The organism is Bacillus sp. 03113, assembly GCF_006546985.1.
GTDB lineage: Bacteria > Bacillota > Bacilli > Bacillales > Cytobacillaceae > VATK01.
In genome coordinates, this window is sequence record NZ_VATK01000013.1 from 85,511 (window position 1) to 106,141 (window position 20,631).

Below are 20,631 nucleotides of genomic sequence, written 5' to 3' on the forward strand. Positions count from 1 at the left end.
TAAGCACCTTTTTCACATAGATATAGTATATGTGTTACGAATACAAAAAGACCTTTGCCAAAATATGTTCTATATTGGCAAAGGTCCAGCGACAACATAGTTGTTCAGTGAATAAAGCCAGTGATTTACATGTAAGCACGACCTTATTGTTTAGCTACTCCCCTTTAAAACGAGCTATATTATTACGAAAAGTATAAAAGATTTTTTTTATCACTGTCAATGATTATCACCACTATTGACATATATTTAAGAAAATAAACGCTTTTTTTACACTCAATTAACAAAAGCATGTGAAGGCGTTAAGGAGTTTTAGTATGAATATGGAATCTTTTTTACAAATGAATACGATCTTTATAAGTATATTGATAGAGGCCTTGCCTTTTATATTAATCGGTGTACTAATTTCAGGAACGATCCAAATGTTTGTAACGGAGCAAATGATGGCAAGACTTATTCCAAAAAATCGTTTCTTATCTGTTTTATTCGCTTCAGTTATAGGTGCGTTATTTCCAGCTTGTGAATGTGGAATTGTCCCTATTACAAAGCGGTTAATGACAAAAGGTGTCCCACTCCATGCAGCGATTGCCTTTATGCTAACAGGTCCAGTCATTAACCCTATTGTATTGTTCTCAACCTACATTGCATTCGGGAATAGCTGGAAAATGGTATTTTATAGAGGTGGACTAGCATTTATCGTGGCAATCATTGTTGGTTTTATATTAGCAGCACAATTTAAAACATCTCAGTTAAAAAATGATGATTCTATTCAAATGAAATCATTATCCTTAAAGGCTAGATTTATAGGGATGCTAAAGCATTCCATTGATGAATTTTTTTCAGTTGGCAAATTTTTAATTTTTGGGGCTTTTATCGCCGCAAGCGTTCAAACCTATGTAAAAACATCTATGCTATTAGACATTGGAAATGGCTTTGTTTCCTCCCATTTAGTTATGATGGGACTAGCTTATGTCCTTTCACTTTGTTCAGAGGCGGACGCTTTTGTCGCAGCTTCCTTTAGAAGCAGCTTTTCTACAGGTTCCTTAGTAGCATTTTTAGTATTTGGACCTATGTTAGATATAAAAAATACGGTTATGTTGCTTGGGACATTTAAAGCAAAGTTTGTTTTATATTTAACTCTATATATTTCAGTGACTGTTTTAGTGGTTACGTTATTTGTTTAACCTAAAAGAGGTGCTTTCATGATACGAGTATTTATCTTAATTGGATTTACCTATTTATTTATTCATTTGCATGCATCTGGAGATATATCGAAATATATTAATATGAAGTATGCGTATATATCGGAGTTTGCCATTTATATTTTGCTTATATTTACTCTTATTTCGATTTACTTTTATCAAAAAGGGGAAACTAGTCATTCTCATTGTCATGATGAACATTGTGACCATGATCATTCCCACGAAATAAATAGATGGTGGAAGAGATGGGCAACTTATCTTATTTTCTTATTTCCGATTGTATCAGGGCTCTTTTTTCCTATTGCTACTCTTGATTCTAATATTGTTGAGAAAAAAGGCTTCAATTTTCCTGTATTCGATGATAATGATCCATATAGCAGGCACCAATTTCTTCAGCCGGATACGAGTGTATACTACGGGGAAGAAGGGTATGAAGATTTAATGGACAGCTCATTAAAAAAACTTTTAAAAAAGCCTGAAATCACACTGAATGAAGATAATTATTTATCAGACTTAGAGACTGTTTATAATTACTCAGGAGATTTTATTGGAAGAGACATGTCGATTACTGGTTTTTCGTATAAAACGAGTGAGCTTGCTAATAATCAATTGTTCTTATTTCGCTTTGGAATTATTCATTGTATTGCTGATTCAGGCGTATATGGAATGCTCGTGGAATTCCCAGATGATTTGAAAGTAAAAAATGACGAATGGCTGAAGGTGTCCGGGAAGTTAGAAACGATCTATTATCAGCCATTTAAAAAAACAATCCCGATTATAAAGGTAACCTCGTGGCAAACAATAAGCCAGCCGAAAGACCCGTATGTTTATAGAACATATTAAAAAAATGACTCAATAACAAGTGCAGTGCACAATGTTATTGAGTCATTTTTTCAACCAGTTAAAACATCTTCATTTGGATAGCGGATTTTTTCCTTAGAAGGCTTAGCTAATGAAAAGGCTAACGTAAGCGGACCAAGCTTCCCAATAAACATAACAAGAATGATCACTAATTTCCCTATGACGCTTAAACTGCTTGTAATCCCCATCGATAAACCTACCGTACCAAAAGCAGATATAACTTCAAAGATGATTTTGATAAAAGGAGCTTTTTCCGTTATTGATAAGATAAATACGGCGATAAAAATGGCCATGATTGAGATCATAGCAATCGTTAAGGTTTTTAAAACATAAGATGGATGAATTGATCTGCGGAAAAGAACAATCTCTTTTTTTCCTTTTGTAAAGGTGATCACAGCTAGAATCATAATGATGAAGGTCGTGAGCTTAATTCCACCACCTGTCGAGCCGCTGCCAGCACCAACAAACATTAAGAAAAGCATAAAAAATGCTGTTGGATCCTCTATTCCTGTCATGTCAATCGTATTAAAGCCAGCTGTTCTAGGAGAAATCCCTTGAAAATAAGAAGCCCATATCTTATCCGAAAGGGGAAGCTGCGCAATTGTACGAGTATTATTATATTCAAGACTAAAGATGATAATAATTGAAACTACATTAATCACTAGAGTGCCAATAATCATTAATTTGGAATGTAAAGATAGCTGTTGAAAGTTTTTAGCATGGATAAGATCAGCTAATACAGTAAAGCCTATTCCTCCAACAACGATCAGAAGAGAAATGATGAGATTAATAGCTGGGTCACCAACAAACTGACTTAAGCCGTCCTCCCATAGAGCAAAACCTGCATTATTAAAAGCAGAAATAGAGTGAAAAAAGCTATAATAAATTCCTTTCGCCCACCCGAATTGTGGAACCCATCTTACACTTAAAAGAATGACAGCTACAAGTTCAATAGTGAAAGAAAAAATAAATAAATTTCGAACTAAGCGGATGACCCCTCCAATAGAGGTTTGATTTAGAGCTTGCTGTAAGAGCAGTCTTTCTTTAAAACCAATTTTTTTCCCTAGCATCATATAAATTAGAATTGCAAAAGACATAATACCTAGTCCGCCAAGCTGAATCAAGCACATGATGACAATTTCTCCAAAATAGGTGTAGACTGTGGCTGTATCAAATACAACAAGTCCTGTTACTGTCATAGCAGAAGTTGTCGTGAAAAGTGCATCAAGCCAAGAAATTGTTTCTGTTGTTGCAAAGGGCAGTTTTAATAGTGCGGTGCCAATTAAAATAAATATCAAAAAAATAAAAATAAGCAATTGAGCTGGATTCATCGTTATATTTTTTCTCTTCATATTTTTAATCACATTAAATCCCTTCTTTTTCTAGCTTGTTTGATTTTTTTTTAATAGTCATTATGAATGAAATATAACTCCTTTCGCTATGTAAAATTTCAAGATGGGAAAGTGCTGTTTTGAAAATAAAAAATAAAAACCATTCAAATCTATAGATAAGAATGGTCAATATAATATGTATTGGCCCTTCTCTCAATTGCTTACGAGGTTAGCTGTCGGGTTAGAGAATGAGAGATCTCCTCTTACAAAGTAAGATACACCCCTAGAGTTAAGTGGTTCCCCCGGTCTTAAATAAGATTCAGCAAGGTTTTAGTGTTTTTGATGATCTAAAAATACTACTCGTGTGAAGGATTGTCAATCGTTGCTTGGAAAGAAGTGTATTTTTTTCGAATAAGAGAAAAAGCCAGTGATAATAATCACTGACTTTTTTAAATAAAAAGAATATTATTAATTTATTCACCTAAGTATGCAGTTAGCATCCAAATATGTGTATCATTTTTTTCCACAAGTTCGATCCCGAAATCGTGTGTTACTGAATCATTTTCAGATTCCGCAAGAGCGGCAAGAGCTTTTAATTCTTCATTTAATTGTTTGTAATCTTTTACAAGAGAGGCAACCATTTCATTCGTTGTTTTTTCACCTGATGCTTCGGTCAACGTTGTTGTATTCAAAAATTCTTTCAAAGTTGAAATTGGTTCTCCGCCAATAGCTAATAAACGTTCCGCAGCTTGGTCGACAACTCCAGCTGCTTCATCATATAATTCTTCAAATTTTGCGTGAAGGGTAAAGAATGAAGGACCTTTTACATACCAATGGAAATGATGAAGCTTCGTATAAAGTACACTCCAGTTTGCGATTTGCGTGTTTAATGAAACTTGTAATTGAGTAGTTACTGTAGATTGAACTGCCATTTTTATTACCTCCTAATTATTTATAAGTTAATTATATCAAATATTAAATTAAAATCAATACTAAATTAAAATAATTTTAAATTTATATTTAATATAATCAAAACTGTTAAAGGAATGAAAGATCTTTTTTTAAAGTACCCAAAATGTATGCTCTGTATTAATAAAAGAAACAGCTGCTCTTAGTTCATAGTGAGCAGCATTTTCTTTTATTTTTAGGAAAGTATAATTTTTTGAAGGTAGACTGGTGTCTAGCTCCGACGTACAGGACGTACTAGTGCCGATGTTGCCACAGGTCGTGGCGTTCTTAATCGACCAGCACCCTATCGACTAGAAGTGCTTCCCTCATCTCGTCTACGATAAGTCGAGAACGAACGACTACCGTCCTTCGACTCTCCTATATCTCCACTCGATTCAGTTCAGTACTTTACATCGATGAGCAAGGGCGCTTCCGCTTTTCTTACTCTGAAGAAAACATATACGATTTATGATGAAATCGTATACTAAATATTAATCCCATTGCCATCATATTTCCCATTAAAGAGCTTCCACCATAACTAATAAACGGAAGTGGAATTCCTGTAATTGGAAGGACTTGAATCGTCATCCCGATATTTTGGAATACGTGAAAAGTAATCATACAAATGATACCTACACACAAATATGTATTAAAGGAATCAGTTGTATCCAAAGCAGTTTTGATTAAATGATAAATTAATAGGAAAAATAAACTAACAACAATACTGCTCCCGATAAATCCATATTCTTCTCCAATGACACTGAAAATAAAATCAGTATGATTCTCAGGTATATGCACTTTACTATCCCCAAGCCCATTCCCAGTTAATAGTCCTGAACCGATTCCTTTTAAAGAATTTAGTAATTGATACCCAGTAGTTGGATTACTTGCTGGATCTAACCAAGAATATATACGATCAAATTGGTATGGCATTACATGTAAGTACTTTTCAAGTATACTTGGAGCCCATATTACAAAATATAAAATCGTTCCAGCGATAGTAGCTCCCATTCCATAAATAGGTAAAATAATTCTCCAAGAAATTCCTGAAGCAAATATCATACCTGTCATGATAGCCAGAATGACAAGAGAAGTACCTAAATCAGGCTGACACATAACAAGAACAATTGGCAGAAAAGTAATGAAACCGATTTTAATTAATAAATAAAAATCTGTCTTCAACGTTTTGATTATCGTTTTTTCATTATGCTGAAAAACGATATTTGCTAATGCCAGGATTAGAAAAACTTTCATAAATTCTGAAGGCTGAATGGTACCAATAAACGGAAGCTTAAACCAGCTTTGTGCATTATTAATAGAGGGTGTGAATTTCGTTATTGGTGAGACAGCTAAAATAAACAGTAGAATAATCCCAAATCCATAGAGTCCCCAAGTGATTTTTCTAATTTGTTCACTATCAAAGTACATAAATCCTGCTATAATAATGACTCCTATTACATACCATCGGATTTGTTTAAATAAATAATTGTCCTTTGGTATTGCTGTTTGTTGTGCACTATAGATGGCAACGCAGCTAACAATAAAAAATAAGAGCAAAAGTAAGCATAATGTCCAATCAAATCGATCTATTGGTTTTGATGATCGTTTCATAGAATACACACCTTATTTCAATAATATAATAAAAAATTTGTCATAAATTTCTATGTATGTATTTATAGACGAAACAGTAGAAGCAAGGGTTTCCTAAATCGTTAGGAAAGATGAAATAAAAAGTGCCAACCACCTAAAAAGATGATTGACACTTTTTATTTCACATTAAATGTTTTATAAACATAGTTGCAATTCCAAAGTAAATCACGAGTGAAAATATGTCGTTCAATGTTGTAATGAGAGGTCCCGAAGCAACGGCGGGATCTATTTTAAAATGATAAAGGATAAGTGGAATAACTGTTCCTGCTAGTGTCCCTATGATTAATGTAAAAAAGAGCGAGCAGCCTACGACTAAACCTAATATAGGATTTCCTTGCCAAAAATAGGCGATCAAGGAGATGAGAATGGCACATGAAAGCCCTATAATGGCACCAACTAGTAACTCTCGAAAAACAAGCTTAGAAACGGTCTTTTTATCAATATCGTGTGAAATAAGTCCACGTACGACAACAGCAAGCGATTGGGTCCCAGTATTTCCTGTCATACCAGATATCATTGGCATAAAAAAAGCAAGAGCTACTACTTTTTCCAGAGTTGCTTGATAGCTGCTAATGATACTGCCAGAAACAAGTCCTATAAATAAGAGAAGAATAAGCCAAGGTAATCTTCTATAGGAAGCGACAAAAGCTTTTGTGTCAAAATCAATGGATTTTCCAGATGCTGATAGCTTCTCTATGTCTTCATTTGCTTCTTTCATGACAACATCAATCATATCATCGAATGTAACAATCCCCATAAGGGTTTCGTTTTCATCTACAACTGGAATAGCTAGGAAATCATATTTCTGAATGATATGTGCAACTTCTTCTTGGTCGGTTGTGACAGAAACGGAAATAACACGTTCGTACATAATATTGCGAATGATCTCTTGGGGCTCAGCGATAAGCAAGTCTCGATAAGACACAACACCTACAAGCTTGCGATCATGATCTATGACATAAAGATAATTAATGGTTTCAGCAAATTCGGCAAACGTTTTTAGCTTATCGACAGCTTCACGAACGGAATAGTAATCGCGAATCCATACAAACCGATTCGTCATTAGACGTCCAGCTGTTTCAGCTGGATAGTTCATAATGTCTTGAACGATTTTTGATTCTTCCAGTTTCATTCCAGCTAAAAGTGCTTCCATTTTCTCTGGAGATAAATCATCCAATAAAGAAGCTAAATCGTCATTATCCATTAAATCAAGGACTTTACCAGTTTTTTCGATCCCAAGCTTATTTAAAACTTCGATTTGTTGATCACGATTCAGTTCTTCAATTAATTTCGCTAATAAATCGATATTTAAGTAAAGAAGGAATTTGGTCCTATGCTTTTCGGGAAGGTTCTCATAAATTTGAGCAATATCATACGGCTGGAGTTCATCTACGATGAGCTCAAATTCATTTTTCTTGTTTTCTTTTAATGCTTTTATTACGTGAAGTGTGATTTGGTTTTCTGAAAGATTTTTAATCATACTTCTCACGCTCCTTCCTCGAGATGTCATAGGTTGTCATTCCATGATTATTATATGAAATATAAAACTTAATTGAAATGAAAGTTTTGTAAAAATAAAAAACTATTTGGAAATTATTTTTTTTATAAAAAAATTTAATGAAAAAATAATATAAGATATTGTGTTTGCTTTTTGGTAAAATATGAAGTGGAGAATGGACAGATAAGAGTCGTATTGGTATTACAGATAGTCTCAATAAAAGATTAAAAACTAACCTAATGAAGTACATTGATTATCTAGCTTTCATGATCTTCACATTTCTTAAAGGCTAAGAGTTAAGTTTTCGGAACTGCGACCAGTGTCTAGCTCCGACATACAGGACGTACTAGTGCCGATGTTGCCACAGGATGTGGCGTTTTTAATCGACCAGCGCCTAGCTGCTCGGATCATAAACCACAATACGCAAGTCAATCAGGATTTTCTGCGTGATACACCTTATGCTTTTCGCCGATAGGCGGGCGCCTTACGCATTTCTTATTTCACCTTTGTTATTTTTAATTCGGGGGTTTCAATTATGAAAAGAAAGAACCAAGACATCCATGAAGTCATATATGTTCATTTAAATGAAGCAGAGCACTATGTCCTGTCTTATGGTATTGAATTTTCGGAATTTTATTATTCTTTATCTGACTCATTAAATCAATTACTCTTATTAGAGCATTCATTTGACGATGGTGATTTTAATGTACATACCCTTCTTGAGTTTGCTTCAAAGAAAAAACTAAAAAGTTTGGCAGAAGATGATGTATATGCATATGGAAACTTTTGTTGGATAGATTTTGAAGAGTTGGATGGGTTAAATGAACTTCCTGGACAAGCAATTGCAGAGCTTCTTTACCTAGGGCATCTTATGGATCACCTGAAACCGCCGTTTTACAACTATCTAAACAACCAATTTGTCTATTTGGCTCATGATGATGGTTGGTATAACAAAACCTATTATCGCAGCTTAAATGATTTTCATAAAATGCTTGGGGATGTCATTGCGTATAAAAAAAGTCATTTAAAGCTGGAAAAATCATTGTTAGGAATTAAAAAAAAGAAACAGTATCCATCAGTACCAATTGAGGTAATTGTTCCTTTAATTGAAATGATGAAGGAAGGGATCGTTATTTCTCTTCAAAAAATTTGGCAAAATCGAAATCGAATGGAGATTCCAATTTGGGTTTTAGGAGATTTTTCTGATATGGACAACATGTATGATGAGTACGAGAAGGTTTCCAATCAACAAAGTGATGCTAAACTTATATTTGATAAAAAGACAAGAGAATGGAAAGTAAATATATATTAAAAAAGTATAGTTTCCCAAAATCTTAAACAAACTAACGGAAGTTTCAGGTTCAATATAAAATAAAAAAGTTTGTCATTTCCTCAGCATCATAGTGTATAATCACTTTAGCGTGAAATTTCATACATAATGAATTCAGGTGCTTTCTTTTGAAAGCTTAAAAGGGAAGTTGGTGAAAATCCAACGCGATCCCGTCACTGTAATTGGGAGCAATCTGCACGATTTGTCACTATACAAGATATGTATGGGAAGACGCAGAAAGCGATGATCAAAAGCCAGGAGACCTGCCTCATTCATCACACAAAAAACCTACGAGGATAGGGATGTGCTTATGAAGACGAGTGTCATGGTTGTTTTTTTCAACTAGCCTTTCAAGCATCTCTACTATGTGGGGATGCTTTTTATTTTAGTTAGGAAAAAAAGACAGTTAAGTTCTGCCCTAACTTTATGTTTTTTGCGCGAGAACCTTAATTATGATTTATAGGAGGAATTGCACAGTGAAAAGATTATATTCATTGTTAATGGCTGTAATGCTTGTGTTAGGGGTACTAACAGCATGTGGCCAAACGAATAACCAAAACAGCTCAAACGAGAAAAAGACAGAGCAAACGGAACAAGCAGCATTTCCGGTAAAGATAAAAGATGCTGGCGATAATGAGGTTGTTATCGATAAGAAGCCCGAAAAAATTGTCTCTTTAATTCCGAGTAATACAGAGATTGCCTTTGAATTAGGACTTGGGGATGAAATAGTTGGCGTTTCTGAATTTGATAATTATCCTGAAGAAGTAGCCAAAAAGGAAAAAGTAGGCGGAATGGATTTTAATGTTGAAAAAATTATTTCCTTAAAGCCGAACCTAGTATTGGCTCATGCTTCTAGTGCTCATAACTCTAAAGAGGGCTTGCAGCAGCTTAAAGATGCTGGCATTACGGTACTTGTTGTAAATGATGCTCAAAATTTTGATCAAGTGTATGATTCTATCGAAATGATTGGGAAAGCTACTGGTGAAAAAGCAAAAGCAGACACCCTTGTTGACGAGATGAAAAACAAGATCGCTGACATTAAGAAAAAAGCAGCAGACATTCAAGCCGCAGATAAGAAAAAGGTATATGTTGAAATATCTGGTGCTCCAGACGTTTACTCTACAGGGAAAAATACATTTATGGATGAAATGTTGTCAGTTATAAATGCCGAAAACATTATTACTGAAGATGGTTGGGTTAAGGTTGATCCAGAAGAAGTCATTAAACAAAATCCGGATGTGATCGTTACAACATATGGATATTATGTAAAAGATGCAGTCGATCAAGTATTAAACCGAGAAGGCTGGCAGAATGTTAGTGCGATTAAAAATAAACAAGTAGTAGATGTCGATTCTGACAAAGTGACTCGTTCAGGTCCAAGAATCGTTGAAGGGGTAGAGGAGCTTGCAAAAGCAGTTTATCCAGACGTGTTTAAATAAGAAGAAAGGAGCGGCTTATGTGATAGCCGCTTTTTTTCTCATTGTCTCCATTTTCCTTGCTATTTCAGTAGGAACTGTTTCTGTCCCAATGAAGGACTTTATTCAAATTATTTTGGTTGAAGTGTTTCATGTGATTCCGAAGGATCAAGTAGATCAGGGCTTATCAGCCATTGTCATGAATATTCGTATTCCACGTGTTATTCTTGCAGGTATAGTAGGGGCTTCTCTTGCCATTGCGGGAGCAGCTTTTCAGGGGTTATTAAGAAATCCTTTAGCTGACCCCTATACGTTAGGGGTTTCATCTGGTGCTTCTGTAGGAGCTGTTTTGACAATATTCTTTCACTTAAGCATCCCTTTTTTGGGTCTTTATACTTTACCCTTACTAAGCATTGCTGCTTCATGGATTACGATTTTGTTCGTCTTATTATTTGCACAAAAAGTAGAACGATCGATGCGAGTTGAGACAATCATTCTTACAGGCATTATTTTTAGTTCCTTTCTGGGTGCTTTTATCTCTTTAATGATTGCCTTAACTGGCGAAGAGCTTAGACAAATCATTGGCTGGCTTCTTGGAGGAGTTTCGATGAGAGGCTGGGCTTATATTCAAATCATTTTTCCTTTTTTCATCATTGGCTCCATCATCCTTATTATCAATGCTAATGAACTAAATGCTCTTACCTTTGGCGAAGAAAAGGCGCATCATCTAGGTGTGAATGTTCAAAAAAGGAAGATGCTTATTTTAACAGCAGGGTCTATTTTGACTGGAGCAGCAGTAGCTGTTTCAGGAACGATTGGCTTTGTTGGTCTAGTGATCCCGCATTTAACGCGCTTATTATGGGGATCTGATCATAAGCATTTATTACCTTTATCGATTTTAACTGGAAGTGGCTTTTTAATATTAGCTGATTTGGCTGCGCGAACCGTTCTTTCTCCAAGAGAGCTGCCTATTGGTGTTATTACCGCCTTAATTGGGGCGCCGGTTTTTGCGTTGATATTGATGAATAGAAGAAGAGAAGGAAGAGGGTAAAGGATGCTTAAGCTGCAAAATGTTTCAGGAGGATACACAGAGAATGCGATTATTAAGGATGTATCCTTCTATGTTCAAAAGGGAGAGTTATTTGGTATTTTAGGTCCGAATGGCAGTGGAAAAACAACATTATTAAAGCTTCTAAGCGGAATTTTACCTAATCAACGCGGTTCAATTGTATTAAAAAATCGTCTGCTTCATCACTATACTCCAAAAGAATTAGCAAAGATTATGGCTGTCCTTCCACAGCTTTCTTCGCAAGCCTTTTCCTATACAGTAAAGGAAACGGTTGCTCTTGGTCGATATGCCCATCAAAAAGGGTGGTTTCGAGCTTGGGGCCAAGAGGATGAAGCCATTGTTCAACAGGTATTGGAACAAACAAATATAAAAAGCTTGGAAAGAAAATTGGTTCAAGAACTATCTGGAGGAGAGCGCCAACGCGTTTTTTTAGCTCAAGCGCTCGCTCAAGAGCCAGAAATCCTGCTTTTAGATGAACCAACCAATCATTTAGATCTTTCCTTTCAAAAAGAACTTCTAGATTTACTGAAACAATGGACCATTCAGAAAAAGTTAACGGTCATTTCTATTTTTCATGATTTGAATTTGGCAGGGTTATATTGCGACCGTTTGCTTTTGCTTGAAAATGGAGAAATAAATATTGATGACTGTCCGAATGAAGTACTAAAAGAGGAAAGGATAAAAAATGTTTACCGTACAGAAGTGAAAAAGCTTCCACATCCAATGGTAGCTGCTCCACAAATGGTCATTCAGCCTGATACGGGATCAATGAAGGAAGTTGTGGTGATCGATGAATCATGTTTAGTTATTCAGGACGAATGGATTTCCCTAAAAGCTCCTTCTCAGCTTCGAACAATGTCTTCAGGCGTCCTAGGAGCAGGAACAGGATGGTACCAATATTTCGTCAACCGCCATGTTCGAAAAGATTACCAGTGCGATGATTTTAAAAATGAAATGGCTTCATTCTTAAAAAATAATGGTTTTGAGCCGAGTGAAACGGTTGGAATGATGACGGCTGTAGTACTTGAGGATGTTTCGTATCGCTTATACAAGGGGGATAGCTTCTCTTTGTTTGTCGTTGTCACAGCAGGTGCAGGCAATGCAGTAGATGCTTCAAAAGGAGAAGAGCATGTCTTTTCTATGCGTTCTAGTACGATTAATACGTGGCTTTTTATCAATGGAGAGCTGTCGGAGGAAGCTTTTATCCAAAGCATTATGACGGCAACGGAGTCAAAAGCAAAAGTACTTCAAGACTTAAATATTATAGACAAGGTAACGAATACCGTTGCGACAGGGACCTCTACAGACAGTATATTAGTAGCAGCCACTCAACAAGGAAAGAAGCTGGACTTTGCAGGCACGATTACTCCTTTAGGCAAACTTATAGGAAAAGGAGTCTATGAATGCACGAAAGAAGCACTGCAAATGAGTAGGAGAAGATTTCTATGTTAATTTTTTATCATTTAATAGCAATGATTTTGGCCTTTATCATCGATCGTATCATTGGAGATCCTCCACACTGGCCTCATCCAGTTAAATGGATTGGATCTCTAATATCCATATTAGATAAGAACTGGAATAAAGGCACAAGGAAAAAAGAAAAAGGGCTTGGAATGCTGATGACCGTATTATTGATCGTTTTTTCTAGCACCTTTTTCATAACTTGGAGCTTCTATCAGCTTCATCCGCTGGCAGGCGTTCTAGTGGAGAGCATTATCATTTCAACAACCATTGCACAAAAAAGCTTAATGGAGGCTGCAATGGATGTGTATATTCCATTAAAGGCGGGCAATCTTCAGGAAGCGCGTCTGAAGCTCTCTTATATTGTTGGAAGAGATACGGAGCAGTTAAACGAATCAGAAGTTGTCCGAGCAACCGTTGAAACGGTAGCAGAAAATACAAGTGATGGAGTAACGGCGCCTTTATTCTGGGCTTTCATTGGCGGGGCTCCTTTAGCGATGGTTTATCGAGCGATTAATACTTGTGACTCCATGGTAGGGTATAAGAATGATATTTATAAGGACTTTGGCTGGGCATCTGCAAAACTTGATGATGTCGTCAATTGGATTCCAAGCCGATTAACAGCCTTTCTTTTATTATTGACTAGAAAACCAGTGCATTTTTCCTCTAATGCTGCTTGGAAGGTATTGTTTCGCGATGCAGTACAGCATCCAAGCCCAAACAGCGGGTGGGGTGAGGCTGCAGTTGCAGCTCTTTTGGGGGTTCAATTAGGAGGAGTAAATTATTACAAAGGAAAAATCTCTAATCGGGCAAAAATGGGAGACCCGATTGTTTCACTTGATCACACCCATATCTTAAAAGCTATTAATCTATTAAAATCAGCCTCACTTTCGTTTCTCATGACGCTATTGATAGGAGGGATCATCTATGTCTTGGCCGTCACATGGTGCTAATCCGCAATACTTGTATGAAGCTGCAGGTATCGAAGTTCCGGAGCAGTGGATTGATTTTAGTGCGAATATTAATCCCCTTGGTCCTCCTAAGGCAATAAAGGAGCATTGGGATTCCTTCCTTTCGTGTTTGGAGAGCTATCCTGATCCGTATGGACTGCATTTAAAAAGAAAAATTGCCGAACAAGAAAAGATAGAGGAAAACAATATATTAATAGGGAATGGGGGAGCAGAACTCATCTCCTTAGTTGCAAGGCTGCTAGCGGGGAAAAAGGTGCTAATTGTTCAGCCAGCGTTTTCTGAATATGAAAAAGCTTGCCAAGCAAATGATTGCATTATCTCCTATCATCAGCTTGAGGAACAACAATGGAGCTTGCAGCTTGATCTTCTTAAGCAGAACCTAAATGGAATGGATGCTATGTTTCTTTGTAATCCGAGCAATCCTACAGGAATCTATTATTCTCACAATGAAATAATAGAGCTTTTAGAAGCGTGTCAGGAAGCTAACTGTCTTCTCATAATAGATGAGGCATTTTACGATTTTGTTGAGCGTTATAAGACTATTACCTGTTTTTTGAAGAAATATACAAATTTAATCATCCTTAGGTCAATGACAAAAATGTTTTCTATTCCTGCCCTTCGATTAGGGTATGCGATAGCTTCTGAAACAATCATCAAAAAAATGGCTGAATGGAAGACTCATTGGAGTGTAAACGGTATCGCCCTTTATGCAGGATCATTGTGTCTGGATGATAAATGGTTTATTGATGAAACAAAAGCATACATAAAAGCAGAGAGGGAAAGACTACGAAGCTTTTACGATGAGAATCACTTTGAGATTTCAGCTTCTGAAGTGAATTTTTATTTACTAAGGGATCCTCTCATAGACGAACAAAAGCTTCTTTTTACTTATCTATTACAAAGGGGCTTGATTCCACGGCATACATATAATTTTCCAGGCATCGATGGACGCTATTTGCGTTTTGCTATCAAACGTTCAAGTGAAAACGACCGATTAATGGAGGCGTTAAAAGAATGGCGCAAGCAGTATCGTTGACGTTTATTACAGGTGGAGTAAGAAGCGGCAAGAGCTCATTTGCAGAAAGAACAGCTATTCAATTAGCTGAAAGCATGTCCGGATCGCTCCATTATGTGGCTACCGGAAGAGTAACCGATCAAGAAATGGCCGGTCGAATTTTGCGTCACCAAGAGGAAAGACAAGCAGGGCGCTATTCATGGCAAACATGGGAGCAGCCAAAAGAGATTGGCAGACTTGCCTCCTTTTTTCAAAAAAAGGACGTTTTGTTGCTTGATTGCTTAACGACTCTATTAAGCAATGAACTATTTAATGGCGCGGGAGATTGGGAGAATGAGTCCTATCAAGAAAAAGTGAAGGATCATATTATGAACGGGGTAATCGCCTTAGCAAAAAATTGCAAGGAACTCATTATAGTGAGCAATGAGCTTCTTTTTGAGCCAATGGATCAAAAACTGGTTCTTTTATATGCTAAGCTACTTGCCCAGCTGCATATACAAATCGTGAAAATAGCCAAACGTGTTTATCTCGTTGAAGCTGGAATTCCATTATTAATGAAAGGGGAGTCTTTATGAAAGGGGTAATGATACAAGGAACGTCCTCAGATGTTGGGAAAAGCCTGATTGCAACTGCTTTTTGCCGTTTATTTGTCAATGAAGGTATAAGAGTAGCGCCCTTTAAATCACAAAATATGTCTAACAATTCATATGTGACAATCGATGGAAAAGAAATCGGACGAGCACAAGGGATTCAAGCAGAGGCGGCAAAAACAGAAGCAACCGTTTTGATGAACCCGATTTTATTAAAGCCCCGTTCAGATTCACAATCTGAAGTTGTTCTCCTTGGGAAAGCGATCCAAACGTTGTCAGGTAAAGGATACCGCGAATCGTTTTATGAAAAAGGGGTTGAAGTCATTCAGACTTCACTAGAGAAGCTAGCAGAGGATTACGAGGTCGTTGTTATGGAAGGGGCAGGGAGTCCTGTTGAGATTAATTTAAAGGATCGAGAGCTTGTTAATATGAAGGTTGCAGAAATAGCTGATATTCCTGTTATTTTAGTGGCTGATATTGACCGAGGAGGGGTATTTGCTAGTATCGTTGGAACGCTTGAGCTTTTTACAAAAGAAGAGAGAGATAGAGTTAAGGGGATTATTGTAAATAAATTTCGCGGTGATTTTCAATTATTCGAAGATGGAGTGAAATGGATCGAGGAAAAAACGGGTATCCCTGTCCTTGCTGTACTGCCATATATAGAACATCATGGAATCGATGGAGAAGACTCTTTATCATTAGACAAGCATAAAAACATGAGGAAGGCAGCCGGCTTAGATATTGCTATTATCGATCTCCCATTTATTTCAAATTACAGTGATATTGAACCATTCTATCGTGAAGAAGATGTCTCCATTCGTTTTGTTAAGCATGCTGAGGAATTTGGATCTCCGGATGGAGTTATCATTCCAGGGACAAAAAGCACGATACGAGATTTACAGGTTCTAAAAGAGAAAGGAATAGATGAAAAAATTATAGACTATGTGCAAAATGGAGGATCGATCGTTGGCATATGTGGAGGCTATCAAATGCTCGGAGAAAGACTAATCGATCCAGATGGTACAGATACAGGGATTTCCTCCGCCGAAGAAAATGGACTAGGCTTGATTCCTGCTAAGACGATTTTTCAAAAGGATAAAAAAACTGTGCGGGCATATGGAATCTGTCATCCACAAACTGGCTTAGATTTGCCGATGAGTGGCTATGAAATTCATCTAGGAGAAACGATCTATACATCAAACAAAGCTCCTTTTCTTGTCTTAGATCATGATAAACAGGATGGTTTTTATAGTGAAAACGGGCGAGTGATTGGAACCTATCTGCATCATTTATTTCATAATGATGAATGGCGATGCAGTTGGTTAAATGAACGAAGAAAAGCAAAGGGGCTGCCTCAAAAAGAAAGCATGTCTTATAAAGGAGATCGATATGATCAGCTTGCTGAAGAGGTGGCAAAAAGCTTGGATTGGGAGAAAGTAAAAAAGATTGTATTTGAGTGGAAAAAGTAATGATATGGATCAAAGGCTTAATTATTAATTTTCAATTTTTTACATCGATCCCTATTCCAATCTCGATTTCAATGGACAAAAACAACGTAAATGGAGCGATTAAAACATTCCCTGTTTTGGGATTCATTCAAGGAATCATTTACTCATTTGTTTTCTATGTTTTCATCCATTGGACGCCTTTTTCTTTGCTTACAGCTGTTTTTTCAGTTTGGCTGACAATGATTATTTTAACAGGAGGCATTCATCTTGATGGATGGATTGATACGAGTGATGCTTTTTTTGCTTACCAGGATAAAGAAAAGCGGTTAGAAATCATGAAGGACCCTAGAACTGGGGCATTTGGCGTCCTTTCTGTTATTGTGTTATTAGCATCAAAATTTTTCTTTGTTTATGAAATTGGCATTCAGGTAGAAAAGCAGTCGTATTTTTTCATGATGATGATCCCGATTCTAAGTAAAAGCATCATGGGGATTTTACTTGTAAGAGTGCAAGGGGCGAAAAGTGACGGACTAGGGGCTTATTTTAAAAAATCAGCAAATAAAAACGTTTTTAAAATTTACCCTTTATATGGTGTTTTTATTCTTATTTTATCAGCTTGGATGAGTGTTAATGCATTAATTGGAGCGTCAATACTCATACTTGCCGCAATGATTCTTTATTTGATCATAGCCCGAAAAGCAGTTAAGTGGTTTGGAGGCATTACAGGTGATGTGATTGGAGCTGCTGTTGAAGGGACGGAGTTATTATTATGGATGACGGTATGGCTATTACATTATTTCGTCATGGGTTGACAGAAGAGAATGAGCGCCGGGCTTATATAGGCTGGATGGACTCTCCGTTAAGTATATTAGGAAAGACACAATTACGATCAACAAATGATATTTACGATTTTGTCATAACTAGTGATTTAAAGCGCTGTTTAGAAACGGCAAATCGATTGTTCCCTGATCTTCCGAATGAATCTATTTTTGAATTGCGAGAAATGAATTTTGGCAGATGGGAAGGCAAAACCTATGAACAATTAAAAGGAAATAGGGAATATAAGGAATGGCTGCAAAATCCTTTTGAAGTTAAGCCGCCTGATGGTGAGTCTTTTCAGGAATTTACGAATCGTGTCGATCACGGCTGGCATAAAATCATAGAGAAAGTAAGGATGAACCATTTTACTAATATCGCTATTGTGACCCATGGGGGAGTGATCAGGTACCTATTATCCTCCATTAGTAATGAAAAAAAAGGATTTTGGGATTGGCCTGTTACACATGGAAATGGCTATAAACTAGCATGGGAAAGTAAAGATGCATTTAGGAGGGGGCAAGCGTGCACTTTGTTACAGGAGGTGCTTTTAACGGTAAGAAAGAATGGGTAAAGAATTACTATCAGTCAAGGTATTCAAATTCTTTTCCTATATTTTCAGCTTATAAGGAACCGATCACTTTAAGTGATGTGAATCAGACCAATAATGAAGTAATAATTATCGAAGGCTTAGAGCAGTGGGTGAAAACGGAGCTTGATGAACGGTCACCAGATCAGACTAGAGTTTTCTTTAAGGACGAGATTAGGAGATGGATCAGCTGGGAAAAACAGCATCCGAATCGCAAATTCATTTTGATTGGGACCGATATTACAAAGGGAATTGTTCCGATGGCTATGGAGGATCGATTGTGGAGAGACGTTACAGGATGGGTGTTTCAAGATGCAGTCAAACAAGCTGATCGTGTCGATGTCGTTTGGTATGGTCTTAATCAAAGATTGAAGTAAGAATGTGAATGTTTTAGCTGACGCCATAGTGGAAAGAAACTAACCTGAACAATAAATATAAAAGGAGACAAGCATATGAGAATATACACTCGTACAGGCGACAAAGGTCAAACAAGCATTATTGGAGGAAGGGTCGATAAAGATGATATCCGTGTAGAGGCCTACGGAACTGTAGATGAAGTGAATTGTTTTGTTGGTCAAGCGATGACTCAGCTAGACAAAGAAATCTTTCAAGATATTTTAGAGGATCTTGAGAAAATACAGCATGAATTGTTTGATTGCGGGGGAGATTTAGCTAATGTTTCAAAAAATCGTCCCTTTAAACTATCGGAAGAGGCGATTGATTATTTAGAAAAGAAAATTGATCTTTTTATTGATGAGGCTCCTGCATTAGAACGATTTATTTTACCTGGAGGAGCAGAAGCGGCAGCTAGCATTCATATTGCACGTACGGTAACTAGAAGAGCAGAGAGGCTCGTAGTTTCTCTTATGAAGAATAACTCAAATGTACCAGAAACACCGCTTAAATTTCTAAACCGTCTCTCAGACTATTTCTTCGCTTTAGCCAGAGTGATCAATTATCGATTAGAAATTAAAGACGTTGAATATATTCGCAGTGCAAATGTCTTTCGCGGAGGAAAAAGAAAGGGAGAGAATGCAAATGAAAAAAAATAAGTGGACCTTGCTAGCTATTTTTGTTGCTTTATCAACAGCTGGAGCATTTATTAAAGTCCCTGCGATTGTGGGGAGTGTAGCACTTGATAGCTTCCCAAGTTTAATTGCAGCTGCTCTTTTAGGAGGTCCGGCTGGAGCTGTTGTCGCAGCCTTTGGCCATCTTATATCTTCTTTTTTAAGTGGAATGCCTTTAGGTCCTTTCCATTTAATTATCGCAGGAGAAATGGCTATACTCATCTTAATGTTTGCATGGATTTATCAACGTGGGAAAAAAATGATCGCAGGACTTGTTTTTCTTTTAGGGAATGCTTTGATTGCTCCTTTGCCTTTTCTATTTATTATGGGTAAGGCCTTTTATGTTATGATTGTTCCTTCTTTATTAATTGGTTCATTATTGAATATTGGTCTTGCTTTATTGGCCATTCCTCGACTTTATCCAGTTTTTAAGGTGAGATGGGAGAAACGATGAGGGATGTTTCGATTATTCCTTTTAGCGAGAACGAATCCATTATTGTCGCAGTTGATAATAGTGGAGCTATTGGAATGAAAGAGTATGACGAACTAAAGGCGCCTTATTCGATTATTTCTTATTTTGCTTTTCGTACCTCTGTGATGGAATGTATAGCAGCAGGTGGGCATCCTTTTTCGGTTATTATCCATAATCTTTGTGATGATGATGCTTGGCTGGAGCTTGTGAATGGTGTACAATCTGGGCTCGAGGAGCTAGGGTTTGGGCATGATGTTCATATCACCGGGAGTACGGAAAGTAATTTTTCATTAAAGCAATCGGTTCTTGGAATGACCGTATTAGGAAAAGCTGCAGCCGGAAAAAATCAACCTAAGCTTTATATGGGCGAACAGCAGCTAGCTGTCATTGGTTTACCGTTAGTAGGGAAAGAAGTAATGGAAAAGCAGGAGGAAATCGCTCCATTATCTTTATTCTATGAAATTTCCCGAATTGAAGGAGTTATAATCATTCCCGTTGGTTCAAAAGGGATATTATATGAGTTAAATCAATTCTTTTCGGAAGAAATAAGTGATCAGCTCATACAGGTGGATGTAGATGTTTTGAAATCTTCTGGCCCTTCGACCTGTTTTATCGTTTCCTATCCTATTCAACAGGAGAATGTCATTAAGACGAGGGCTCAATCATTATTCCATCCTATTAGATGGATTTAAGTATAACAAAGTTGTATTCAATAGGAGTAATGTTCATCAGTATGGTCTTGAGAAAAGACATTCACTGGTGAATTTTTTTTTAAAAAGAGCATTCTTTGAAAAAGATTGACACACAATTGTTAAAAAACGAAGAGGTTTTAAAGGAATTATGCATTATTATGGTTGATAACGATAATAATATTTTTACAGTTATTAATCTTTTATTATTA

General features: G+C 36.7%; 20 protein-coding genes and 2 riboswitches. Of the genes, 16 read left to right on the top strand and 4 right to left on the bottom strand.

From position 1 onward, the window contains the following. The first annotated feature begins 314 nt into the window (after window positions 1-314). A complete protein-coding gene (locus FDO66_RS13845) occupies window positions 315-1,181 on the top strand; it encodes a permease (RefSeq protein WP_141433252.1) in 867 nt (288 codons plus the stop codon). Between the two features lie 18 nt (window positions 1,182-1,199). Then, on the top strand, window positions 1,200-2,042 hold the full coding sequence (locus FDO66_RS13850; protein WP_141433253.1) for a TIGR03943 family putative permease subunit: 843 nt from the start codon (window positions 1,200-1,202) through the stop codon (window positions 2,040-2,042). 50 nt (window positions 2,043-2,092) lie between these two features. On the opposite strand, the gene FDO66_RS13855 is transcribed toward FDO66_RS13850, so the two are convergent. From FDO66_RS13855 to mgtE, 4 genes are all read right to left on the bottom strand, one after another. Beyond that, a complete protein-coding gene (locus FDO66_RS13855) occupies window positions 2,093-3,412 on the bottom strand; it encodes a TrkH family potassium uptake protein (RefSeq protein WP_141433293.1) in 1,320 nt (439 codons plus the stop codon). 182 nt (window positions 3,413-3,594) lie between these two features. Further along, a riboswitch (cyclic di-AMP (ydaO/yuaA leader) is annotated at window positions 3,595-3,726 on the bottom strand. Window positions 3,727-3,864: 138 nt separating this feature from the next. Next, window positions 3,865-4,323, bottom strand: a complete 459-nt coding sequence (locus FDO66_RS13860) for a Dps family protein (RefSeq protein WP_141433254.1) — start codon at window positions 4,321-4,323, stop codon at window positions 3,865-3,867. 457 nt (window positions 4,324-4,780) lie between these two features. Next, on the bottom strand, window positions 4,781-5,950 hold the full coding sequence (locus FDO66_RS13865) for an FtsW/RodA/SpoVE family cell cycle protein (protein WP_141433255.1): 1,170 nt from the start codon (window positions 5,948-5,950) through the stop codon (window positions 4,781-4,783). Window positions 5,951-6,110: 160 nt separating this feature from the next. Next, complete coding sequence (gene mgtE, locus FDO66_RS13870) at window positions 6,111-7,469, bottom strand: magnesium transporter (protein ID WP_141433256.1); 1,359 nt, start codon at window positions 7,467-7,469, stop codon at window positions 6,111-6,113. Between the two features lie 553 nt (window positions 7,470-8,022). On the opposite strand from mgtE, the gene FDO66_RS13875 reads away from it, so the two are divergent. The 14 genes from FDO66_RS13875 to FDO66_RS13940 all read left to right on the top strand — a co-directional run bounded on the left by FDO66_RS13875 (window position 8,023) and on the right by FDO66_RS13940 (window position 20,422). After that, window positions 8,023-8,799 carry a hypothetical protein gene (locus tag FDO66_RS13875; protein ID WP_141433257.1) on the top strand — a complete coding sequence of 259 codons (777 nt, stop codon included), beginning with the start codon at window positions 8,023-8,025 and terminating at the stop codon, window positions 8,797-8,799. Between the two features lie 116 nt (window positions 8,800-8,915). Continuing rightward, window positions 8,916-9,102, top strand: a riboswitch (cobalamin riboswitch). 191 nt (window positions 9,103-9,293) lie between these two features. Continuing rightward, the gene (locus tag FDO66_RS13880) at window positions 9,294-10,256 is read left to right on the top strand and encodes an ABC transporter substrate-binding protein (RefSeq protein WP_141433258.1); all 963 of its coding nucleotides are present in this window, start codon (window positions 9,294-9,296) and stop codon (window positions 10,254-10,256) included. Further along, entirely contained in the window at window positions 10,222-11,283 is a 1,062-nt protein-coding gene (locus FDO66_RS13885; protein WP_141433259.1) for a FecCD family ABC transporter permease, read from the top strand. The genes FDO66_RS13880 and FDO66_RS13885 overlap by 35 nt, the downstream gene beginning before the upstream one ends. Before the next feature lie 3 nt (window positions 11,284-11,286). Then, a complete protein-coding gene (locus FDO66_RS13890) occupies window positions 11,287-12,753 on the top strand; it encodes an adenosylcobinamide amidohydrolase (protein WP_141433260.1) in 1,467 nt (488 codons plus the stop codon). After that, window positions 12,747-13,715: an adenosylcobinamide-phosphate synthase CbiB gene (gene cbiB / locus FDO66_RS13895; RefSeq protein ID WP_141433261.1), complete on the top strand. Its 969-nt coding sequence runs from the start codon at window positions 12,747-12,749 to the stop codon at window positions 13,713-13,715. Before FDO66_RS13890 ends, cbiB begins: the two co-directional genes overlap by 7 nt. After that, window positions 13,690-14,769 (top strand): threonine-phosphate decarboxylase CobD, encoded by a 1,080-nt coding sequence (cobD, locus tag FDO66_RS13900; RefSeq protein ID WP_141433262.1) that lies wholly within the window; start codon window positions 13,690-13,692, stop codon window positions 14,767-14,769. Before cbiB ends, cobD begins: the two co-directional genes overlap by 26 nt. After that, entirely contained in the window at window positions 14,748-15,323 is a 576-nt protein-coding gene (locus tag FDO66_RS13905; RefSeq protein ID WP_141433263.1) for a bifunctional adenosylcobinamide kinase/adenosylcobinamide-phosphate guanylyltransferase, read from the top strand. Before cobD ends, FDO66_RS13905 begins: the two co-directional genes overlap by 22 nt. Beyond that, window positions 15,320-16,807, top strand: a complete 1,488-nt coding sequence (locus FDO66_RS13910) for a cobyric acid synthase (RefSeq protein ID WP_141433264.1) — start codon at window positions 15,320-15,322, stop codon at window positions 16,805-16,807. The genes FDO66_RS13905 and FDO66_RS13910 overlap by 4 nt, the downstream gene beginning before the upstream one ends. Continuing rightward, entirely contained in the window at window positions 16,807-17,598 is a 792-nt protein-coding gene (cobS, locus tag FDO66_RS13915; RefSeq protein ID WP_141433265.1) for an adenosylcobinamide-GDP ribazoletransferase, read from the top strand. The genes FDO66_RS13910 and cobS overlap by 1 nt, the downstream gene beginning before the upstream one ends. After that, window positions 17,556-18,176, top strand: a complete 621-nt coding sequence (locus tag FDO66_RS13920) for a histidine phosphatase family protein (protein ID WP_141433266.1) — start codon at window positions 17,556-17,558, stop codon at window positions 18,174-18,176. The genes cobS and FDO66_RS13920 overlap by 43 nt, the downstream gene beginning before the upstream one ends. Further along, on the top strand, window positions 18,128-18,568 hold the full coding sequence (locus FDO66_RS13925; RefSeq protein WP_141433267.1) for a bifunctional adenosylcobinamide kinase/adenosylcobinamide-phosphate guanylyltransferase: 441 nt from the start codon (window positions 18,128-18,130) through the stop codon (window positions 18,566-18,568). Before FDO66_RS13920 ends, FDO66_RS13925 begins: the two co-directional genes overlap by 49 nt. A gap of 75 nt (window positions 18,569-18,643) precedes the next feature. Next, window positions 18,644-19,243, top strand: a complete 600-nt coding sequence (locus tag FDO66_RS13930) for a cob(I)yrinic acid a,c-diamide adenosyltransferase (RefSeq protein ID WP_141433268.1) — start codon at window positions 18,644-18,646, stop codon at window positions 19,241-19,243. Then, window positions 19,230-19,712 (top strand): ECF transporter S component, encoded by a 483-nt coding sequence (locus FDO66_RS13935; RefSeq protein ID WP_141433269.1) that lies wholly within the window; start codon window positions 19,230-19,232, stop codon window positions 19,710-19,712. The genes FDO66_RS13930 and FDO66_RS13935 overlap by 14 nt, the downstream gene beginning before the upstream one ends. Then, the gene (locus FDO66_RS13940; protein ID WP_141433270.1) at window positions 19,709-20,422 is read left to right on the top strand and encodes an ATP-binding protein; all 714 of its coding nucleotides are present in this window, start codon (window positions 19,709-19,711) and stop codon (window positions 20,420-20,422) included. Before FDO66_RS13935 ends, FDO66_RS13940 begins: the two co-directional genes overlap by 4 nt. Window positions 20,423-20,631 lie beyond the last annotated feature (209 nt).